The sequence below is a fragment of the Rhodococcus aetherivorans genome (genome assembly GCF_011058165.1).
GTDB lineage: Bacteria > Actinomycetota > Actinomycetes > Mycobacteriales > Mycobacteriaceae > Rhodococcus > Rhodococcus aetherivorans.
The window spans coordinates 1-20,256 of record NZ_JAALEG010000023.1; the positions used below are offsets into that span (position 1 = coordinate 1).

A 20,256-nucleotide genomic window follows, 5' to 3' on the forward strand; every position below is an offset into this window, starting at 1 on the left:
GCTCGGGCGCGGGTGACGCCGTCGCCTCGGGGGCGGGCTCCTGCCGCCGCCGAGGCCCGGCTCGGGCCGGGATGGGTACCGGATCGCGGGTGTGTCGGGCCGATTTGGCAGAACCGGCGTCGGTTGCGGCAGGGCGCGGTTCGACGTCGTCGACCGGGGCGCTGTCGTGCTCGGTTGCGGGTGGGGCGGCGGCGACTGCCACCGCGACGTGGGTGAAGGCCGATGACCGTGCCAGGAGGGGGTCGTCGGCGAGTTGCAATGCGCAGGCGGCGAACAGTCGCCGGGCGGGGCCGACGATGCCGGTCAGTGTGCCCACAAATGCCCGGTAGGCGCAGTCAGCGACTGGTTTGCCGACCGGCGCCGGTGCCGTCACAGCGTCGAGGGCCCGCGTGAAACGGGGCGCGGCGTGGACGTCGGTGAGTGTCCTGGTGAGTTGCGCACATGTCGGCTCGTCAAGCACCGAAACGACGTGGGCTAGCCGTCCCAGCGTCCGCAGTTCGGCGAAAATGCTGGGCGTGCAGGCCATCTGCTCGGAGAGGATCCCGGCCACGGTGTCGTTCCAGGCAAACCTGCCGTGCAGCGCGGCCCACCACCAGCGATCGCCGACACGGGCATCGGCGAGATCGACGAGATAGTGGGTGAGCAGCTCGGTCAGGTCGCGGAACACGACGGCGTTCGCAGTCGCCGCCGCCGGGATGGGTGGCAGTGCCGAGCGCCAGCATTGGTCGACGCGGTGCTGCAAATCTGCGCTGAATGCTGCCCGCCGCTGCGGGTCGAGGCGGCAGTCGGTGATCGACCGGATCACGAGGATGGCGCGCGATGAGGGCCCCGTCGTGCGCAGTGCAACTCGGCGCACGGCGTCGGAGGCCGCCAGCTTGCTCTGCGGGTTGTCTTGGGCGCTCCTGACACGAACGGTTCCGATCGTGTCGGTCAACGCGGGCATCGCCGACATGTCACGGACCGAACAGTCCGGTGATGCGTTTGAGGATCGATTCAATGAAGCGCCAGATCGCGCCCAGGCATCCGGGTCGGCCCGGCTCCAGCGCCTCGACGACGGTGGTGATCTGCGCGGTACCTTCTTCGGGCACCTCAAGCGAGAAGAATCGTTCGGTCAGCTGGGTGGCGCCGCGGATCTCGTCGTGCCAGCCGCCGAGGTCCCCCTCGTGGTCGACGAAGAACCCAAACGCCGTGCCTGGACGCACCACCCGTCGTGTTCTGCCGTCGCGGTTCACGTCCAGGCCGGTGTCGTGGTAGGCGTGGTAGCGGATCGTAGGTTGCTGTTCGAGCCGATCGTTGGGGTCGCCGAGCTGCTTGGCCGCTTCGGCGAGCAGCTCGGTGGGATCCTGTTCGCCGTTGCCATGGCCAGTGCCATGACCGTCCGCTGCGCGCTCCGTGGCGTCGGGCGGGCGATCTTGGCTGCCGCCGCTCACCGTCGGCGGCATGTTCAGCTTCTCGACGAGGATGTAAGCCGGCCGTGGGTTTCCGGGCACGGGGCTGGGGCCCAAGCCGACGTTGCTGATCGTCGCGGCACGAAGCATGGTCGACGCGGAGACGAAGTCCATGTTGCGCCAGACGCTGGCCGGGTTGAACGCGTGGGCCCCGCTGAGGGTGACGAGGATGCATTGGTGGCGGGATTTGGGGCCGCCGGGGGCGAACTGGTCCCGCTCGGCATTGCTCAGCTGCCATTTCATGGTGATGAGGCCCTTGGTCGCATTGGCGATGCTGCCGGTGTTCGACGCGGGGTTGGTCGACCCGCCGGTGGCCGGTATCGGACTCCACGGGGCGTTCGGGTCGGCCACCGACCCCCAGTTGGCCAGGCGGAATTCGGCGTGGATTTCACCCGGGTTCACCGTGGCGCCGGTCAGGTTCTCGGGCTTGGCCTCGAACGTGTTGTCGGAGACGAGGTTGATCTTTGACGTAGGGGCGTTCTGCGTGCCGACATCGGCGACGGTGAGCCTGACGAAGCCGGTGGCTGTGCAGGCGGGGTCGCCGGGGCCGGTGCTGAGGTGGAAGTCGCCCCAGTCGGCGGGGTCGGGTACGTTCATCCGGCTGGGCAGGCCGCAGAAGTCGACGACGCAGACGTCGCGGGGCCAGCTGTAGGGGGCCATGAGGTTTCCGGGCAGTTCGATCGACACCTCGAACCACATCTTGAAGGTGTCCGCGAGGTTGAGCTGCGTGTCGACGTTCGAGTCGCCGATGGGGACGCGCATCTGCACGGCCCACCGGTGTGACACCGAGTCGACCCAGACGTGAGTGTTGGCGGCGATCCACGACGGCGTCGCCCCGCCGTTCTCGGTCCAGGTTCCCACCGGGCCGCCGCCGGCGGGCACCGTTGAGACGGTGACCGGGCCGACCGGTGCGGCGCTCACCGTCGCCGGCGAGGTGCTCGGTATGATGCGTAGCACGAACGGGTCGCCGCTGGCGCGGGTGAAACCGACGTGAATGGCGTCGTCGAGCAGGCTGTTGACGTCGGCGGCCTTGACCCACCATGACAGATAGAGGAAGCGGCCGGCGCCGACGGAGTCGTACAGGGCACGGAACACGACATCGTCATTGGTGGCGGCGCCGAAGGTTTGCGACGTGGCCGCCGATCCCCCGCAGCAACTCGTGGGCGCCGCGGTGACCGACGGGAAGCCGATGGACAGATGTCCCTGCCAGCGGGGATCGTCGAGGCCGAGCGGGGTCGACACCGAATTGGTAGTCGACCAGGCGGTGTGTCCGTTGAGCGCGGCGATGGGCTGCCAGGTCGGTGGCTGGCCGAACAGCCCGGGGACGCCGACGGCTTCGGGTATGCACCAAGGCATGGGATCCTCCTCGTTGTGGACGAGTCGTCATAGACCGGCGAGCTGGAATGACACCCGCGCGTCGTCGGCCCGGCCGGGCCGGTTCACGATCAGAGTGACGGTCGCGGGTGGCGGCGCTCCGGAGCTGTCCCGGCCCACCGTCACCCGTATCTCGCGGGTGGCCACGCCGTCGCCGCCGATCTCGCTGACCTGGATGCTGGGGAACACTCCGGTTGACGGGGCCGACAGCACGCTCGGCCACGGCGGGGACAGCGATGACGGTTCGACCCGCACCTCGTACGATCCCGGCTGGGTGACCTCCAGCACGAATTCGAGGTTGGCGGTGGCCTGGTGGGCCATTCGGATTGTGGTGCCGTCGAAGGTGGCCGCCGGGCCGGGCTGCGGGTCGAAGTCGGGAGACAGGATGGTGATGGCCGGGTCGCGTGGCGGTGTCGGCATCCCGATCGTGAATTGCCGTGTGTTGGAGCCAGTAATGCCCCCGACCGCAGCGGCGAGGCTGATGGTGAGGGTGGCGACCTGTGGCACTTTCTCGATCTGCAGCCGCACCGTCTTCTCGTCGCCGGTGTTCATCCGGATCGGGCCGGTGATGGCCGTGCCCGCCTCGTCGACGAGTTGCGCGAAGTCGGTCGCCGACTGGGTGAGCACGACGTCGACGGCCGGAGTGACGGCCGACCGGATCCGGTAGGTAAGGGTGGCGGGCAGGCCGATCTCCAGCGTCGTGGGCTCGACAGACACCCACTCGACGTGTAGCTGGCCGACTGGTGACTGTTCGGGGTGGCCTACGACGACGGGTACCGAGTCGGTGCCGATGTTGCTGGACACCTCGAGCGTCATCGCGGTGCCTGTCGGGTCGACGGTCAGGGTGAGGGGCACCGTGACGAGCAGCCTGGTATCCGAGGATCCCGGCAGCGGGTTAGCGGCCCGGTCATCGAAACGGACCCGGGCATCTCCGGTGGTGAAGCCGAAGCCGCGGCCCCGGATCTCGATCTGCTGCCCGATGAACAGGGTTCCGCCGGGGAAGACCGCGTCGATCACCAGTTCGTCGCCGAGGAATTCCATGCGGCTGGTGCAGAACACCAGGTGGTCGACGGCGCCGGAACCGGCGGCGACGGTGTAGACGAAGATCACCTCTCCGCTGGCGAGGTCAATCGCGGTGTGACGGAACGACTCGTCGAGGATCGCCCCGACGCGGGTGGGTGCGATTGGGACGGGGCCGCGCACGATGGCGTCGCCGAACACGGTGTCGGCAAATCCGCTGCGGCCGGTACGGGCGATCGGGATCAGACCTGCGGCCGGCAAGTACCGGAAGGCATCGGCGAGTTCAAAGGCTTGGCGGGCGGCCGGGCCGAGCTCGCTGCGGATGGTGTCGAGGTGGTCCTGGAACTGGGCGAACGATGCCCGCCCGAGGAGTTGTCGGCGCGCGGTCCCCAGCGACTGGATCGCGGTGTAGGCCGGTTCGGTCGACGGTGGCCGGCGCACCGCCCAGGTGTCGATGAATCCGACGCCGTCGAACGACCAGGTGATCAGCGCGATCGGAACCTCGCACGGTCGCAGCGCGCCGGCGCGCAGGGCGGCGAGGGTGCCGAGTTCGACCTGGCCGGTCGGGTCCCCGAACGGGTCGGCGAAGCGCTGCGACCAGGGCACGGTGTCGAGGAACAGGTGGGCCAAAACGTTGCGGGCCAGTGGACTCTGCGTCGCGCCGCCGAGGGCGCCGAGGTCGTCGACGTCGGCGGGGTCGTGGCCGGCCTGGGTGGCCAGCGCGGTGGCGTCGATGCCGATGAGACGGAACGACACGCCGTCCACGGTGTACTTCGGACCGCATTCGGTGGCCACGCCGGACCCGAGGGCCTCCACCCCGACCGCCAATGATTGTGACTGCGACGCGGGCCGCGCGGCGAGCAGGTACAGCCCGGTGCCGGTCGGCGTGTTCGAGGTGACCGGGTCGCACACCGTGAACACCCCGTCGCCGCCGGCGGTTTCGGCCGGCACGACCAGCGACAGGTCTACATCGACCGGCAGTTCGATCATCTGCCCCGACGGGTCGACCGCCAGTCCGGCGCTGACCATGACGTGCGTCGGTGACGATCCGGGGGACACTGCAAACCCGCGGACCATCCCGGCGCCGACGGCGCGGCCGATCCGGTTGCGTCCCAGCAGGTTGGCCACCTGCTCGGCGCGCAGATCCTCGGCGGTCAACACCCGCCCGTTCCAGAACGCGACGTGCGGGATGCCCCTGGTCGCGAACGCAGTGTCGAGTGCGAGCTGCTCCATCGTCGTTCTCCTCAGAGCTGCGGATCGGAGCCGAATACGAACACCGTGACGAGGTCATCGACCTGCCCGGTGAACCAGATGCCGTTGTGGTTGGCCCAGTCAAGGACGGTCCCGCCGCCGCCCCCGGTCAGCCGAAGCCGGTTCAGGTCGAAGGTGAATCGCAACGTTGTTCGATCGTTTCTAACCTGGACGACGTACACGTTGCGGCTGAGGCGGCTTGGTCTCCCTGTCGTGGCGGGATCGAGGAAGGGGTCGACATCAGTTTCGCGCTGGACAACTAGAGAGCCCTCCACGCTGTCGTGGTCGATCTCAGCTTGATTCGCCGGTGCATCGAGGTTGAACCACACGATGTACCGCTGGTTCATTGCCCGCCTGATCGTCGCGAGTGGAACGATGCTGGGGCGTCCGGCGACCCACTGCCCGTTGCGAACGAGGAGCACGTGCCGTTCGGCCGGAGCCCGGGCAGTGACCGGGGTGTTCTGGATGGCGGCCAACTCCAGGTCGGGGTACTGCTGTACCAGATCACCACCGGCGTCCTGGCCGAACACGATCGGCTGCCCGGCGGCGGTGGCGGCGGGCAGATCGGTCAGCCGGTTGTTGCCGGCGCTGAGGTCGCCGCTCAGCGGCCGGCTGCCGTCGGTCAGCAGGTATTGCGGGTGGTCGTCGTTGCCGAGGCCGGCCAGGGCGCCGTGATCGGCCACGCCCCCACCACCGAGATTGCCGGGAACCCAACTGACGCCGTCGAACACCAGTTCGTCACCGGCGGCCGGGCCGACCCCGAGGTTGACGTCATCAAGACCGGAAAGGCTGTGGCTGTGCCCGATACCGCCCTGGTCGCCGCCGGCGATCAGGGCTTCCTGGAGCAGCCGGGTGCTGACCAGAATGGGACGTTCGGCGTCGTCGATGGTGGCGGCGGCGACGTCGACGCCGCCGAGCCCGACCGCGGTGTCGAGGTCGACCCGGGCCAGCAGCACGCAGGTCTCGTCCGGCGCGGGCAGGCAGGCCTCGCCGGCGACCACCTCGGGTCGCCGATCGACGGCCCAGTCACGCAACAGTGCGGCAACGCCGTCGGTGTCGGGCGGTGAGCCGCCGGAGACGTCAAGCATGCCGCGTAGTTCGCTGATGAGCACGTCGAGACCGTCGAGGCTGCCGGGTGCGACTTCGCCGACCGGCGGGGGTGGCTGGGTGCGCAGGCGCAGCTCGAACGAGTCCTTCAGCCGTGAGGCCGCGCGGGAGTGTTCGGCCGACAGGCAGGAGTCGGCCGGGATCGGGACGTCGTCGGTTGGGCATTCGGTCCAGCACAACACCACGTACACGGTGAGGGTGGCCGGTAGGCCGCCGCTGACCTCGTCACTGTCGGCATGGTCGCGCAGCCAGTCGGTGAGCGAGGCGCAGTATTCGACCGGCACGCAGATCAGACGTCCGGCCGGGTCGACGGCGAGGCCGGGTCGCACATGCAGCCGGCGATTGGCGTGGTCGTAGCCGACGGCCAGCCCCGACACCGTCCCATACCCGTGCAGGGCGCGGGTCGCGTGGTGGTCGCGTTCACGGTGGTGGAACTGGTCCTGGCGGAATTCGTCCTCGCCGAGCACCAGCCCGAGTTGGTAGTTCACCCGTTTGCGCGCGTCGAGGCCGGCCGCACCGGCAGCACTGGGTGTGAATCCGCCCATCACTGGCCTCCTGTTCCGGCCGGGTGCGCCGACCGCTCGATTCGGTTGCGGCCGACGACCACCCGGTCCTCGACCCGCCAGTTGGCGCCGCCCGGGATCGCGGCGTGCGCCAGCCGGTCGGCGCCGAGGACCAGGTCGACGTACCGGCTGCCTTCGCCGACGATCGTCTCGAACCCCACCCGCGCCGAGCCGACGCGGAACGCGGCCCAGTACGGCGCGACCGTGACCAGGGTGTGGGCCGGCCGCTCGACGTCAACGACGCGCTGAACCCGGCCGAGGCGTTGTCGTCGCGCCTCGTCGGAGTCCTCGAAGCGGATCGGGACGAGCACCATCGCCTGGTGGGCCGCGCGCCGGACCGGCAGCACCGATGACACGAACAGCATCCAGTCCTGCAGCGGTGCACCGTCGGCTGGCAGCTGGGCCGGGAAACCGACCGCACCGAAGCTGCCCGGCGCGGCGGTGGCGGTGACCGCCCAGGCGGTGCGGTAGTCCTCGATCCGGCGGTAGCGCTGGGCCAGAAATGCCCGGTAGCCCGCGAGGTCGTTGGCGCCGACGTCGGCGTAGGTGACAGCCAGCTCGGCCCGCACGAACTGGCCCCAGTCCCGCGCCGCTGCGGCGATCACCGGGGTGAGCACCGGGAAGGCGGGCGGTGTGCCGACCGCGGCCACCGGCGCCCCCCACGCTGCAGCAACAGCTGTGCTCAGGTCGCCGCCGCCGGTGTCGTAGCGGTCGGCCAGGAACGCCCGCCAACGACGCTGCAGCGCCGAGCCGCCCTCGGTGAGCCGCCACCGCGCTTCCGGCGCGGTGTAGCGCGGACCCGCCAGATCGGTCGGATCACCCAGGGCGGTGCCCGGCACCGAGCGGGTCCGGAACGCCTCGACGACCCGCACATCGAACCGGTCGACGCGCGGATCGGGATCGAAGATGGCCTCGGTGGGGCACGGGTCGGTGGCCAGCCGGATCGCCTCGATCAGACCGCGGGGTGTGCCGCGGCGGGTGAACATCCGGGCGGCGTACCGGACCAGCAGACGCTGGCGCTCCGGCTCCCAATCGGGTTCCACGACAGCGCCTACCCATGCGGCCAGCCACGGCAGGAATTCGGTGTCGATGGTCTTCGGGTCGACGAGTCGCCGGATCGCGGTGATGCGGCCTTCCAGCGCCGTGTACAGGCCTTCGGCGTTGGCGAGGTAGCGGTCCAGGAACCAGGCCGACTCGCGGTCCCCACGGTAGATGTCGGGTAGGTAGTGCTCCAGATAGGAGAATCGCGGATAGTGCAGCCGCGCCGCCCACAGCCGCGGGGTGCGGCGCCCGTCTCCGCGCAGCGTCAGCCTGACCTGCAGGTAGCGCCCGACCGCATGCTGCAACAGCAGCTCCCAGCTGCCCTGGCCCACACAGGCCCCCGGCCGGTACTCGTGGTAGGGGATCTCGCTTCCCCCACCGCGCAGGTAGGGATCCGGTTCGGTCAGCCACCGCTGACGCTGCAGGACGACGAGGTCATCAGCGGCACGGGTGTCCACCGACACCGTGGTGCCGGGCGGGATCGCAGCGTCGAACACGAGCCGATGCCAGACGGTGCCCGGCGCGCCGGCATCGAAGCCGCGGTGGGTGCCGTCCCCGGGGGCGAGCACGATCACCGCCTCGGTCGCATATCGGCGCACCGGCAGCGTCGGAATCGGATACCACCGGTCGGCGAGGTCATAGGACACGGTCGACCCGTCGGAGATCAGCGCCTTGCCGGAGAACAACCGCAGGGGGTGGTAGCTGCTCACGAGGTCGGCGCCGGTCTCGTCGAGGACGAACTCGAACGCCTGGTCGCCGCGGTCGTCGACAATGAACAGCCGCGCGAGAGCCCCGGTGTCGGTCGCCGCGACGGCGACCAGATCGTGGCCAACCGCCCCGCCGAGCGCCTGTTGAACACTGGCGCGCTGGTCGGTGCACGCCAAGGTGGTGGCGGGATCGGTGGGGTCGTTCCCACGGATCTCGAACGCTGTCCGGTGACCGCAACGCCACCGCGACACTTCGAGGCGGTCGCGGGGACCGACCCGGTCGAGCACCAGGACCGAGCCGTCGGGGAGTGCCTCGACCGCGGTCGCCCAGGTGACGTCGAGTGCCACCGCGCACGCCGCGTCGGCCCGGTGCAGATCGCAGCGGTCAACCGCCGCGGTGGCGTCCCCCCCACCGGCGTCGGTGTCGACCGGACGGAAATGGGGTGCGTACGCGTCGGCGGGCTGCATCGCGGTCGGGGGCACCACCCGCAGGTGGCGGTCCACGTGCCACAGCCTGGCAGGTCCGGGCACTGACGGGTGGGCGACGTCGAGCACCACCACCCCTCCATCCGGTGTCGCCGCGAGGTCGAACGGGCGCACACCCAGGCCCGCCGGCCACCCCAGCGGGAGCGGGGGGCCCCCACCGGTCAGATCGAACACCAGCAGACCGCCCCCGACCGAGTCGCCGACGGGCAGGTCGAGCACACCGACGACCAGGTGGTGACCGGGGGTGATGGCCAGACCGCTGAGCTGGAGATCGTCGAACGCGGGCGACTCGCACCGGGTGAACGCGCCATCGGGCTCGCGCCGTGGCCCCGGCGTTGGCGGCCACCAGCTGAAGGCCCGGGTTTCGGCGGCTCTCGAAGCCCACACGCTGCGCCGGTCAGAGCCGATCCAGAAGCGGTTTCCGTAGCGATCCACCCCGGCGCCCCGTCGGTCGGCCGGTAGCAGGGGGGTTGCGTGCGCGCGGGTAGGGAAGATGAACGGGCGCGGCCGCAGCCCGAGCGTGTCGTGCTGGCCGTCGAAGCACACGCGGGGATCGGCGGGTGCAACGATCGAGCGAGCCCAGTCGTCGAATCCGAGGACCAGATGCAGCCGGGTGCCGTTGGCGTCCATCAGCATTCCTCGGGCACGACGGGGATGGGCAGGCCCGAAGGGGCGGGTTCGGCCACACCCTGCAGATTGGTGATCGGCAGCGGGTCACCCTGACGAACCTCGATGCCGACCAGGTGAGGCAGGTGCAGCGCGGTCGGCATGTCGACCTGCTCGACCGGGGTACCGCCCTCGCCGGCGAGCTGCACGTCGAAGACCTTCCCGACGCCGTCGACCCGGGCCACCACCGCGGTCAGCTCCAGTCGGCTCACTGGGGTGAGCAGCGGCCAGCCGGTGCCGGGGTGTCCGCCGGTGAGAGGCGACAGGTAGGCCCGGACCGCGGCCTTGGCGGCCTCCCGCACGGGGCCCACCGCGCGTCCGGGCATCACGTCGATACCGATGGACGCCCAGACCGGCACGTAGACCGGGCCGCGCAGGTGAACTTCTGTGGTCAGCAGCCGCCGGTCCTCGACGTAGTCGCACACGGCCCGCAGGAAGTGCTGGTCGGGCGTGGGCGCATCGGGCGATACCGGGTCGTGCAGTGGGATGAGAAGCAGCGTCACCACGCCGGGCAGCTGCTGACCGGGAAGGTCCGGGTGCACCAGGGGCAGCGCCTCGACGCGTCCGAGATCGACACCCGGGGTCTGGCGAGTGACGTCTTCGAAGTCGGCCGGGGCTACCATCCGGTCGCGGTGGCGCACGAACGCCGCGATCGACCGCTCGGCCTGCGCGACGGTGGGGGCTTCGTCGCCGCCCCAGGTCGGCAACGGGTTGGCGACCCGCGCGCCGGCCGGCAGGAACGGCGCCTGGGAGATCGAGCCGGCGCCGACGAGGCCCTGGCGGCCGCCTCCGGTGTCGTAGGAGGCGACGATCGCGGCGCCCTTGGGTGGCCGGGCCCCATGCAGGCCGTCGCCGAAGACCAGCTCGCCGGCCGCGGCCCCGAACTTGACGACACGGCTCGGCAGGTTCGGGTCGGGCGCGATCCCCGGACGCCCGGAGGGTGCACCGGTCGGTATCTCGGGTCCGGCCTGCATCAGGTCGTCGACCAACCCCCACGCCTGGCCGTCGATGATGATCTCGACGGTGTCCGGCAGCACCGGCACGTTGGCGAGGCGGTAATGCTGGTCTGGCAGCCCGCTGCCGTGACCGACCAGCTCGCGGGTGATGCGGGTGCACTGTTCGACGAGTGCGGCGTTGGCGCCGATCCAGGTCAGACGGGCGGTACGGCGACCGGCGGCATCGCGACCCGCGCCGCCCGCGGTCCGCATCCGTATCCAGGTGATGAGCCGCTCGGCGTCGGAGCCCTCAAGCATCGGGGGGAACGCGCCGACTCCGGCCTCCAGGGGGTCCAGGTCGTCCCAATGGTTCAGCTGCTGCGACGACGGCAACAACAGCTCCACCACACCCGGTTCGGCGAGGACATTGGTGTCCGTGCGGGTCTCGATCGGCCGGTAGGTGGGGACGCGGCCGGCGGCGGAGGCGGACAGGGCGACCGAGGTGTCAGGCAGATGGAACTCGAACGCCTCGGTGCTGGTCGCGGCGGCCGAGCCGGCCGGCGGCAACACGACCGTGTCGAGAGTCACGTCGGGGACGACGCCGAGGGTCAGGACCGTGCCGCCGAGTAGCTCGCGAGCCGGCGTGACTTCGGCCGCGCGGCGGGCCAGCACTGCCAGCCAGATCGCGCCGTCGACGGTGCTGGCCGCATCCACGGTGTTGGCACCGGTCGCCGACCACATGACCGGCTCGGTCCGGTAGTAGTCGAAGGTGGCGCCCTCGTCGAGGAAGCTGCCGAACAGCAGCGCGTACTGCTCATCGAAGCCCTCCTCGGCCGCCACACGCCGCTTGACGTAGGCGCGGACCTGCACCGGAGCCGCGGTCAGCCCGGTTGTGGTCCGGAACGGCACCCGACTTGCCAACACCTCCTGACCGGTGGGGATCGAGGTGACCTCGAGCCGGCCCTTGGGGAAGTCGAACGCCACGACGCCCCGGGCGGCGGTGGCGGGTGGGATGTCGATCCCGAGCAGCTCGAAGAAGGTGAGCCGGACCCGGTCGGGGATGAGGCGGGCCTGGTAGAGCAGGTTCTCCGACATGAACGCCCACAGCTGCAGCAGGGTCATGCCGGGATCTGCGTCGGTGAAGTTGCGCCACTCCGGGTTATGCACGGGTATACGGGCGGTCGCTTCGGCGAGCAACTCGCGGTAGGTGCGGTCGTCGATGCGCGGAGGTTCGAGGATGTTCATGCTGCCGGCCCCCCGGCGACGGGCACCGCCAGCTCAACGTGTTCGTGGGTCTGGGTGGCCACCAGGGTGTAGTTGATGGACACGGTGGCGCGCGCCGGGTCGTCTGGGTGTGCGGCGACCAGCACCGAGCCGACGGCGACGCGAGGTTCCCAGCGCCGCAGCGCATGGTCGATCTTTTCCTCTATGAGCCGGTGGGTCGCAGGGATGTTCGGCTCGAACAGGAACGCGCGGAGCCCAGCCCCGAAGTTCGGCAGCATGATCCGCTCCCCCGGCTCGGTGGTAAGAATGATGCGGATCGCGTCACGCACGCTGCGGTGCCCGATCGCCCACCCGAATCGTCCGTCGGCGTCCAGGCGCGGCGGAAAGGCGATGCCCTGTCCGAAGAGGTCGGCGTCCGTCGGGGTGGCCATCACGGCGCTTTCGGCAGGCAGAATCTGAACAGCGGAACCCAGAAGAACACGATGTTGAGCAGCGATACGATGATCATCAGCAGCACCAGGGCGCAGATGGTGATGATCGGAATCGACAGCGAGCACACCAGGCCGAGATCGAGCGGGCGTTCACCGGGGATGTTGCCCTCGTCGAGGTCTTTGAGTTTGATCGCCTGGACGCGTTCCATCTGCCTGCGCAGCTGCGCCGACAGTTCGATTGTGACGGCCCGGGGGAACTTGCGCAGACCCTCTAGCGAGGTGTCGACCGGCAGCACGATGCGGTTCTGCCGGAACGGCGCGTCGGGGTCGTAGAAGTGGGCGAGCTGGAAAGCCTCCGTCGGCGCGCTGATCGTCAGTCGGTGCGATGGCGGGCAGTGCGGGCGCTCGTAGACCAGACGCGCCGCGTACACCGCGCCGTCGAGCCTGCTCGGCGTTACCGGTAGAGGACCCGGCGGACCGGTCGGCGGCACGGTGACCGGTTGCACAGCGCCGAGCGAGTTGCTGACCAGCCGATAGAATGGATCGGTCAGGGGGTCCTTCGCCGGCGTGACGCCGAGATCTTTGACCCCGTGGACGACGTCGTCGACCGAGATCCCGGTGACGGGCGCGGGCGGTGCAGCGAGTTCGGCCAGCACCGCGTTGCGGTTGGCGTGAGCTTCGTGCAACGCCGACAGCCAGTTCGGCGCACCGGTGTCGGCCCGGAACTGGGTCTGGGTGAGCCGGGATGTGAGTATGCCGGGGAAGCCCGCCGTCGCGCTGCCTTGCCACACAGCGGGCAGCTCCTCAGCGAAGAAGGTGGCCAAGTCGACCAGCGCGAAGAAGGTCGCCTCCCGGAATCGCTCGAGGGTCGAGGCGCTGGTGGGCCGCGGGAGCTGGCACAGGGTCTTGAGCCCGTACACGATGTTCACCAGCCGGGCGCGCCCGGGCAACGCCAGCTCACCGGCCGGATCGTCGGCGGCCGGGCCGACCGCCTCGGCCGGCAGCGCCGCCTCGTAGCGCTCGCGCGCGGCGACCGGCACCGTGGTGGCCAGCATGCGGCGCCGGTGCCCGTCGACGTAGGTGATGGGGAACATCGGCAGACGCTCCTCGCCGGCGGCCAGCCCCCCCGGCGCTGCCACCCATCTACCGGCGGTGCCCGACGGCACCCAGCCGAACTCCCGGAACGTGGACCGGTCCGACGGGTCAACCCGGGTGGCGCGGACCGGCTCGAGTCGGCGCAGCACACAGAAGACAGACTCGTCGCGACCCGGGTGCACAGCCTTGTCCGGCACCCCGTAGCGCTGGCACACCAGGCCCCCGGTCACTAGGTAGAACCGGCCGTGCAGCGGGTGGTAGAGCCGCGGCACCTGGCTCGTTGCGGGTGGTGTGAGGCCCGCCGCGGGTTGTCGCCAGGTTTCATGCCGCAGCACGAACCCCCCGATGTCGCGCCGTGCGGGGTCGTCGAGGCTGGCCTGCAGCCGAGTCATGAAATCATCGGTGTCGAAACGCAGGATCGCCGGCCGGTCGAGATCGACGGCGCCGGTGAGGCCGTCGCGCCACAGCGGCGGCGCGGTCTTCCAGATCGCTCGGTCGCGCATGGCCGCCTACCACATGTTCCCTGCGCCGGGCGAGTAGCTGGCGCTCACTATCGAATTCGTGATGACGGCGTCGGCCTGGATGACGCCGCTGAACCTGGCCATCCCGGCGTTCACCGTGACCGAGCCGGCGCTGATGTCGACGGTGCTGGCATTGACCGTCACCTTGACCGCGCACTCGATGCTGACACCGCTCGCGGCGAGGGTGACGGTGTTGCCGTTGCCGTCGCGCACGGTGATGACGCCGGGCCCGTCACCGAGGGTGATCATCTGTCCACCCGGGGTCTCGAGGTGCAGCCGTTCTCGCCCGGCGGTGTCGTCGAAGGTCAGCACGACACCGTTGCGGGAGTGGATCGAGCGAATATCGTTGCTGGGGCCCATCGTCTCGGGGGGCGCGTCCTGCCCGTTCCACAGCGCGCCGATGACGTATGGCTGGTCGGGGTCACCAGCCCAGAACGCGGCGAGTACCTCGTCGTCGACCTCAGGGACAAACCAGGTGCCGCGACCGGCGCCGGCCATCAGCGTCGCCAGCCGCGCCCACGTCTCGTAGCCGTCGCGGTCGGTGTCGGGCGTCCAAGGAAGCCGGATCCGCACGCGGCCCTGGCCGTCGGGGTCGGCGACGTCGGTGACCGTCGCCGGGTACACCCCGTAGAGCGGGCCTGCGGGCCGGCAGGAGCGGGGGGGTGCCGCGGCGGTACGCAACTCATCGGAGAGGGTCATGGCGCTCCCGCCAACCCGGGCCGCTCGGCGCGGAACCGGGTCTGGTAGCCGTGGTGGGCGTCGAAGATGTGCTCGACCTCGATCAGGGTGTACCGGCCGCTGAACCCGGCACCCAGGCCGGCGAGGTTCACGCGGGTGCCGACTCGAAGGCGGGCATCGCCCTCCGTTCGTCCGGTGGCGGTGACGAAGCGCCGAGCGGTGGTTCGCAACGCCGTGTCGGCCTGCGCCCGTGCCTGCGCACTGGTGGACGGCGTGGTGTGCACGAGGGTTTCGGTACGGGCGGTGAGCGCCCGCGCAAGCAGGTCCACCCCGGCGATGTCACCGCCGAGTTCGGTATGGATGACGGCGACGTCGGCCTCGGCGACGATCGGCTCCTTGGCGGCCACGTCCCAACCGGCCACCACGATCTTGCTGCGCTGGTGGGCCAGATCGGCCAGCACCGACAGCTCGCGCAGGTCCGAGTTGTAGGTCAGGGTCACCTCGTCGCCGCGGGGTTGTGACCGCCTGGCGACGTGGACGGTCGAGCCGTCGATCCACAGGTCGGCGTCGAGCATGTGGGCCCGGTCGCGGATGAACGCGAGATCGCTCTGATTGAGCTGGGCGATGTGGCGGTGTGTGGGGCCCTCGACATCGATCGACGGCGTCAGCCCGTGGGTGTTGACGACCTCGCGGATGACGTCGGCGTCGGCGACGTCGTCGAAACTGCGGGTCCGCCGGGTCATCCGCAGGTCTTGGAGCCGGTCCTCGGCGAGGAACACGATCTCGGGTGTGCGGGATTCGGGATAGTGCGCCTCGATCCCAGTCACCACGCCGTGAAACACGCTGCCGGCCCGGTCACCGTCACCCAGCCGCACACCCAGCCGGCTGCCGAAATCGACTGTGTCGCGGGTGTTGAACACATACCCGTCCGGAGGGTCGCCGCTCCAGTTTCCCGCGACGAGTTCGCACCGGAACAGCCCTTCGGTGGTCTCGGTCACGACCACCGACAGCACCCGGGCGGTCAGCTCGGCCGATTCGGCGTCGTCGAGCTCCACGACCGGCCGCGCGGTATAGAGCACACTGGTGGCAAGCGTCATCTCAGTCCGCCCTGACCCGCTCGGCGCGGTCGGCGAGGTGACGGATCACCGCGCGCAGGTCGGATGGGGTCGGCGCGGCCGCCGGCGGGATGCGCGCCGGCGAGTTCACCGGGCCGTTCGGTGCCGGTTCCGCGGTGGTGATCACCTCGAGTTCGTTGATGATGACGCTCACGCTCGGCCCCCGGTCAGGCTGATGGAGGTGCTGAGGTCGACGAGCGTGCCAGGGTCGAGGCGGCGCGGGTTCTCGATCCCGTTGGCGATGGCCACGCCTTGCCAGCCCGCAGCGCCGACCCCACGCCGCCGGTCGCGGTCGATCATCTGCTGCAGGCTGTCGCCGGCCTGGGCCTGCCGGCGTGGTGAGGTGCCCGGCACGTCGCCGCCCGAGGACGGCGGCGGCGGTTCGTGGAACTGAATATCCTGGCTAGTGATCGAGATCGACACCTTGGCGCGCAGCGGGCGGCCATCGGCGCTGAAGAACTCCAGCGTCTCGTCCATGGAGTCCATGACGCCCTCGAACAGGAACGATCCCCAGGCGAACCGGACCGCCGGGGGAGCCATTCCCTGACCCTGCCGGATCGGTGTGATGAAGTGGTTGACCTTCTTGGTGGTGCGGCGCACATCGTCTTCGTCGGCGCGGGCCGAGGCGTCAAACCAGAGCTCGACGCTGAGCTTGGTGGAGCTCTTGCTGACGAACTGGATCGCGGCGCCGCCCGACTGGTCGCCGCCTTCCATGGTGTTCGAGTAGCCGACCTTGAGGGTCTCCGGGTTGAACTGAACCTCGACGGTCGTGTTGGGGTTGGTTTCGCGTGACTCGGCGTCGCCGTCGCCGAGCTCGATCTGGATGAGCTTGGCCTTCGCCAGCGGGGCGGGTTCAGGCATGCTGCTCACCCCCGCTCGGGGGGACCAGCCGCATGCCCTCGTAGGCGATCTCAATCTCCTCGATCGCGATGCCGCCCTCTTTGGCGTTCAGGTCGGGTGCCTTGAGTTTGACGGGTAGGCAGCGCGTCAGCCGCAGCGAGTAAGCAGTCGCGGTGCGATCTGGGGTACGGACCTCGATCTCGCAGTCGGCGCGCCGGTGACGCCCGTCATCGCGGTGCACCTGGTCGAACCAATTCCACAGGTCGAACGTTTCACTCATACCTCGCTTGAGGGTGGCCGTGCCGTAGGAGACGGGGCCCGCGAGGTGCACCGGCCCGGCATTGTTGCCACCTTCCATGATGGTTTTGGCGGTGGCCGACATCTCCAGGCCAGCGCACTCGGCGAAGGCGGCCTCACACAGCGGGCCGCCGTCACCGGTGTCGATGCGGATCAGGAAATTGAAAGTCTGGTGGATCACACGCTCTCCTCCCCACGGTCGGTGCCGGCCAGCACCAGGCGGACCGTGATGAACTCCAGCGGCCGCGACGGGGCGAACCGGATCTCGACCACGAAGCGACCGGCGTCGATCGACGCCGCCGAGTTCACACCGCCGCCGGTGGAGACCTCGAATGCTTCGGCGGGTACAGCGCCGGCGAACGCGCCGCGGTGGAACATGGCGGTGAGCAGGCGTTCGAAGCGCATCCGCACCAGCCGCTGCAGCGTGCGGTCGTTGGGTTCGAACACGATGCCAGCGCCGTCCCGGCGGGCCAGCCGGCGCAGCAGCATGACGAGGCGGCGCACGTTGACCGGCCGAATCGCGGCGACATCGGTCATCGTCGCGGCCGTCAGCGCCATATGGCCCGACGGGTCCGCGGCGACGGGGTTGATGGCGGCGCCGACCATCGAGGCAAGGCCGTCGGCCTCGACGGTGGGGGCGAGCGCGAGCACCGCGGTCAGGGGCATTCGCGCGGGAGCGATCCACGCGCCGTGGGCGCGGGCCCGGGCGGCGTAGGTGCCTGCGATGCCGCCGTCCGGCGACACCGCGCGGAGGCCGCCGGCGTCGGGCCGGCCGACCACCGGCCACGGATGGTAGAGCGCGCCGTACCCCAGCACGCCGGACTCGCCGTCGGTGAGGGCGGGCACCCCGCCCGCCAGGACGGGTGCGGGATTCGACAGCCCGGTATCGTCGAACGAGGGGGTGGTGCTGCGCAGCGCCCGCACATGCTGCACGGCGTCGTCAACGGTGAACATCGACGGCATCGCCAGCACGGCGAGCACGTCGCCGCGCGCCGCACACCACCGCAGGACCGCCGTCTGGACCGCCCGCAGGTCGTTCCACGGTGACGCCTCGGCGGGGGTGCGGGCTCGCCAGGCGACCCGCCCGGAAACCGGTGCCGGTGGCGGTTCGGCCGGGTTGGCGGGGACTGCCCTGGGCTGGCAGGGCACGAACGTCGTCGCCGGCACGTGGACGCCGGCGGTGTTCGACCACGGGCCGACCTCGTCGCCGCGCCGGGCGCGTACGCGTACGTACCGGAGGTGCGGACAGCCGGTCTGCGGTTCGAGCACGGCGTCGCGGCCGTGGACGCCGGTCCGTATCGGGTCCCCCCAGCCCAGGTCATCGTCGTGTTCGAGGTCGTAGCCACTCGCCGTGTCGATCTCCGACCAAGTCAGGTGCGCGCCGGCGTTGTCGAGGCCGTCGATATGCAGGACCGGTGCGGTCAGCGGTGCCGGCGCGGCCACCTCGGCGGGCTGCCAGCCGGTGTGGACGGCGTCGGGGACACAGATCAGTGTGATGTCGTCGTTGGTGGCCAGTGCGTGCACGCCACGCAATCGCCGGGGTGGATCCTGAACGTAGCTAAGGTCCCACGCCGTGGGCATGATGGTGTCCACACCGAGTCCGGCGATCGCCGGGTCCACAAAAACACCGGCGTCGAATCGGCCGAGCCCGTTGCGTTCCGGGGCCGGAGCAGTGTCGGCCTCGCCCGGCGTCGGCCCGAACCGTGTGCCGGATGGATCGGTGGGAACCCCCAGCGGGAGCATGAGCGGCACTGCGGGCGCGCCCGCCAACGGGAAGCGGGGCGCAAGGGTTTCGCGCTCCAGCGGTGTCAGCGATCGGTAACCCAGGTCGGCGGGATCGGCCCCGGCGACCCGGGCCCGGGGCATCCGGGCCAGCAACGTGTACAGCTGATCGTCGGACGGCACGGCGGCTGCGGCCCGAGGATGGTGCTGCCCGAAGCCCAGACCGTCGAGTTCGGCTTCGACTGCTGCTCCGTTGCGGACCGTGAGGCGCAGCCGCTGGACCTCGACAACGACCTGGGCGGCCGACGCCTCCAATGCAGTCAACCAGTCGGCCGGTGCGTCCGCGACAGCCCAGCTACCTGCGACCGAGAAATGCCTGCGGAGTGTGCCGACCGAACCGGCGCGCTCCTCACCGACGGTGAGGAGCGTCAGCCCCCTGCCCGGTGCGGCACCGACTACCACGACGACGTCGTCGGGCCGCAGTGACGCGGCGCCGTCGACCGAGATGACCGGTTCGGGATCGGGCGCGTCGACCAGTTCGGGGTTGGCGGCCTCGACCGTGAAACCGGATACCGGCTGTGCTGCATCAACGCCGAGGCGGTAGGCGTCACCCGTGGTTAAGGCCGGATTCTCGGCGATGCGCCAGCCGGCGCCAGCGTCAAACGTGACGCATTTGCCGTAGGTGTCGAGCGTCACAGCGCTGACGGTCGCGACTAGATCGGCGCCGTCGGCGAGGCCGATCTGGATGAGGTCGCCGCGGGTGATGTCGGTTGTGTGATCGACGACCACCCGGTCGGAGTCGATCGAGGTGGCTACCGTCGAGGTGACGGTGAGTGTGGCGCCCACCGACAGCCCGTCGGACCAGGCGCCCGGCGAGCGGGCCGCCAGCGACGCGAGCCGCCAGCCGGAGATGTCGGTGGCGGTCGGGCCGGGCACCAGCAATCCGGGCACGACAAACGTGTTGGTGAGCGCGCCACCGGAACCGCTGCGCGCGACCCGGACAATCCAGGCGCGGGCGCCGCCGTTGGCGAAGAACGCCTCCACCGCCGATCCGAGCAACCCGCGCACCTCGCTGCCGTCGTCGGTGTGGGCGACGACCGGATCGGGGCCAAAGACGTCGCGGAAGACGACTGGGTCCTCGACAACGACCGGCACGTCGACCGGCCCCCGCGAGGCGAACCCAACGAACCCGCACACGTCCATGCGCGGCAGGGCGTCGTCGAGCGCTCGCGGGAGCACCTCGAAGGCGATCCCGGGCAGCGGCGGCGTGAGTGACATGTCAGGTCGACTCTTCGGTGATGTCCTCGCAGGCGAGCACCAACTCGGCGACGGCGACGTCGGTAGCCTTGCCGCTCAGGGCGGGCCCGGTGTATTTGATCGGGCGTGCGCCCTTGAGGTTCCAGATCTGCGCGGTCTCGCCATCCTCACTGAGCAGCTCGATGGTCACCGTCCGCAGGGCTTCTGCCTGTTTGCCCTGACGGACCTCGTCCAGCCATGAGTAGAGGGTGTCGTCGCCCATGACTCCGCGCTTGCAGGTGACGTCGGGCACCTTATACACACCGGTAATCTTGTCCGGGGCATTGCCACGTTTATTACCGGCGCGGTATTCCTGCACGGTAATCTCCATGCCCAACCCGCTGATCTCTTGGAAACCAGCCTTCGGATCTCGCTTGTCGGGCCCGAAATTCACCAAGAAGTTGAACGCGGAGTAGGGCCGTTCGCGGAATGCCATCTG

At 70.1% G+C, this 20,256-nt stretch carries 14 protein-coding genes and 1 pseudogene; all 15 read right to left on the reverse strand.

Going from position 1 to position 20,256, the window contains the following annotated elements; genetic code table 11:
- Positions 1–952, reverse strand: a pseudogene (locus G6039_RS11820) (hypothetical protein); the annotation flags it as partial.
- A 1-nt stretch (position 953) separates the two neighbouring features.
- Positions 954–2,804 (reverse strand): hypothetical protein, encoded by a 1,851-nt coding sequence (locus tag G6039_RS11825; RefSeq protein WP_043802109.1) that lies wholly within the window; start codon positions 2,802–2,804, stop codon positions 954–956.
- Between the two features lie 27 nt (positions 2,805–2,831).
- A complete protein-coding gene (locus G6039_RS11830; RefSeq protein ID WP_043802106.1) occupies positions 2,832–5,075 on the reverse strand; it encodes an IPT/TIG domain-containing protein in 2,244 nt (747 codons plus the stop codon).
- A gap of 11 nt (positions 5,076–5,086) precedes the next feature.
- Entirely contained in the window at positions 5,087–6,745 is a 1,659-nt protein-coding gene (locus G6039_RS11835) for a hypothetical protein (RefSeq protein WP_043802104.1), read from the reverse strand.
- The gene (locus G6039_RS11840) at positions 6,745–9,627 is read right to left on the reverse strand and encodes a phage tail protein (protein ID WP_043802102.1); all 2,883 of its coding nucleotides are present in this window, start codon (positions 9,625–9,627) and stop codon (positions 6,745–6,747) included. Before G6039_RS11840 ends, G6039_RS11835 begins: the two co-directional genes overlap by 1 nt.
- Positions 9,627–11,843 (reverse strand): baseplate J/gp47 family protein, encoded by a 2,217-nt coding sequence (locus tag G6039_RS11845; RefSeq protein WP_043802099.1) that lies wholly within the window; start codon positions 11,841–11,843, stop codon positions 9,627–9,629. The genes G6039_RS11840 and G6039_RS11845 overlap by 1 nt, the downstream gene beginning before the upstream one ends.
- The gene (locus G6039_RS11850) at positions 11,840–12,253 is read right to left on the reverse strand and encodes a GPW/gp25 family protein (protein WP_043802096.1); all 414 of its coding nucleotides are present in this window, start codon (positions 12,251–12,253) and stop codon (positions 11,840–11,842) included. The genes G6039_RS11845 and G6039_RS11850 overlap by 4 nt, the downstream gene beginning before the upstream one ends.
- Entirely contained in the window at positions 12,253–13,851 is a 1,599-nt protein-coding gene (locus G6039_RS11855; protein ID WP_043802095.1) for a hypothetical protein, read from the reverse strand. The genes G6039_RS11850 and G6039_RS11855 overlap by 1 nt, the downstream gene beginning before the upstream one ends.
- A 6-nt stretch (positions 13,852–13,857) precedes the next feature.
- The gene (locus tag G6039_RS11860; protein WP_051446163.1) at positions 13,858–14,568 is read right to left on the reverse strand and encodes a phage baseplate assembly protein V; all 711 of its coding nucleotides are present in this window, start codon (positions 14,566–14,568) and stop codon (positions 13,858–13,860) included.
- Positions 14,565–15,644: a phage late control D family protein gene (locus tag G6039_RS11865; protein WP_043802093.1), complete on the reverse strand. Its 1,080-nt coding sequence runs from the start codon at positions 15,642–15,644 to the stop codon at positions 14,565–14,567. Before G6039_RS11865 ends, G6039_RS11860 begins: the two co-directional genes overlap by 4 nt.
- Position 15,645: 1 nt before the next feature.
- On the reverse strand, positions 15,646–15,816 hold the full coding sequence (locus G6039_RS11870) for a hypothetical protein (protein ID WP_161780460.1): 171 nt from the start codon (positions 15,814–15,816) through the stop codon (positions 15,646–15,648).
- Positions 15,813–16,523: a CIS tube protein gene (locus G6039_RS11875; RefSeq protein WP_043802089.1), complete on the reverse strand. Its 711-nt coding sequence runs from the start codon at positions 16,521–16,523 to the stop codon at positions 15,813–15,815. The genes G6039_RS11870 and G6039_RS11875 overlap by 4 nt, the downstream gene beginning before the upstream one ends.
- A complete protein-coding gene (locus G6039_RS11880; RefSeq protein ID WP_043802086.1) occupies positions 16,516–16,980 on the reverse strand; it encodes a phage tail protein in 465 nt (154 codons plus the stop codon). The genes G6039_RS11875 and G6039_RS11880 overlap by 8 nt, the downstream gene beginning before the upstream one ends.
- Positions 16,977–19,799 carry a phage tail sheath C-terminal domain-containing protein gene (locus G6039_RS11885; protein WP_043802083.1) on the reverse strand — a complete coding sequence of 941 codons (2,823 nt, stop codon included), beginning with the start codon at positions 19,797–19,799 and terminating at the stop codon, positions 16,977–16,979. Before G6039_RS11885 ends, G6039_RS11880 begins: the two co-directional genes overlap by 4 nt.
- Before the next feature lies 1 nt (position 19,800).
- Positions 19,801–20,253, reverse strand: a complete 453-nt coding sequence (locus tag G6039_RS11890) for a phage tail protein (protein WP_043802079.1) — start codon at positions 20,251–20,253, stop codon at positions 19,801–19,803.
- Between the last annotated feature and the right edge of the window lie 3 nt (positions 20,254–20,256).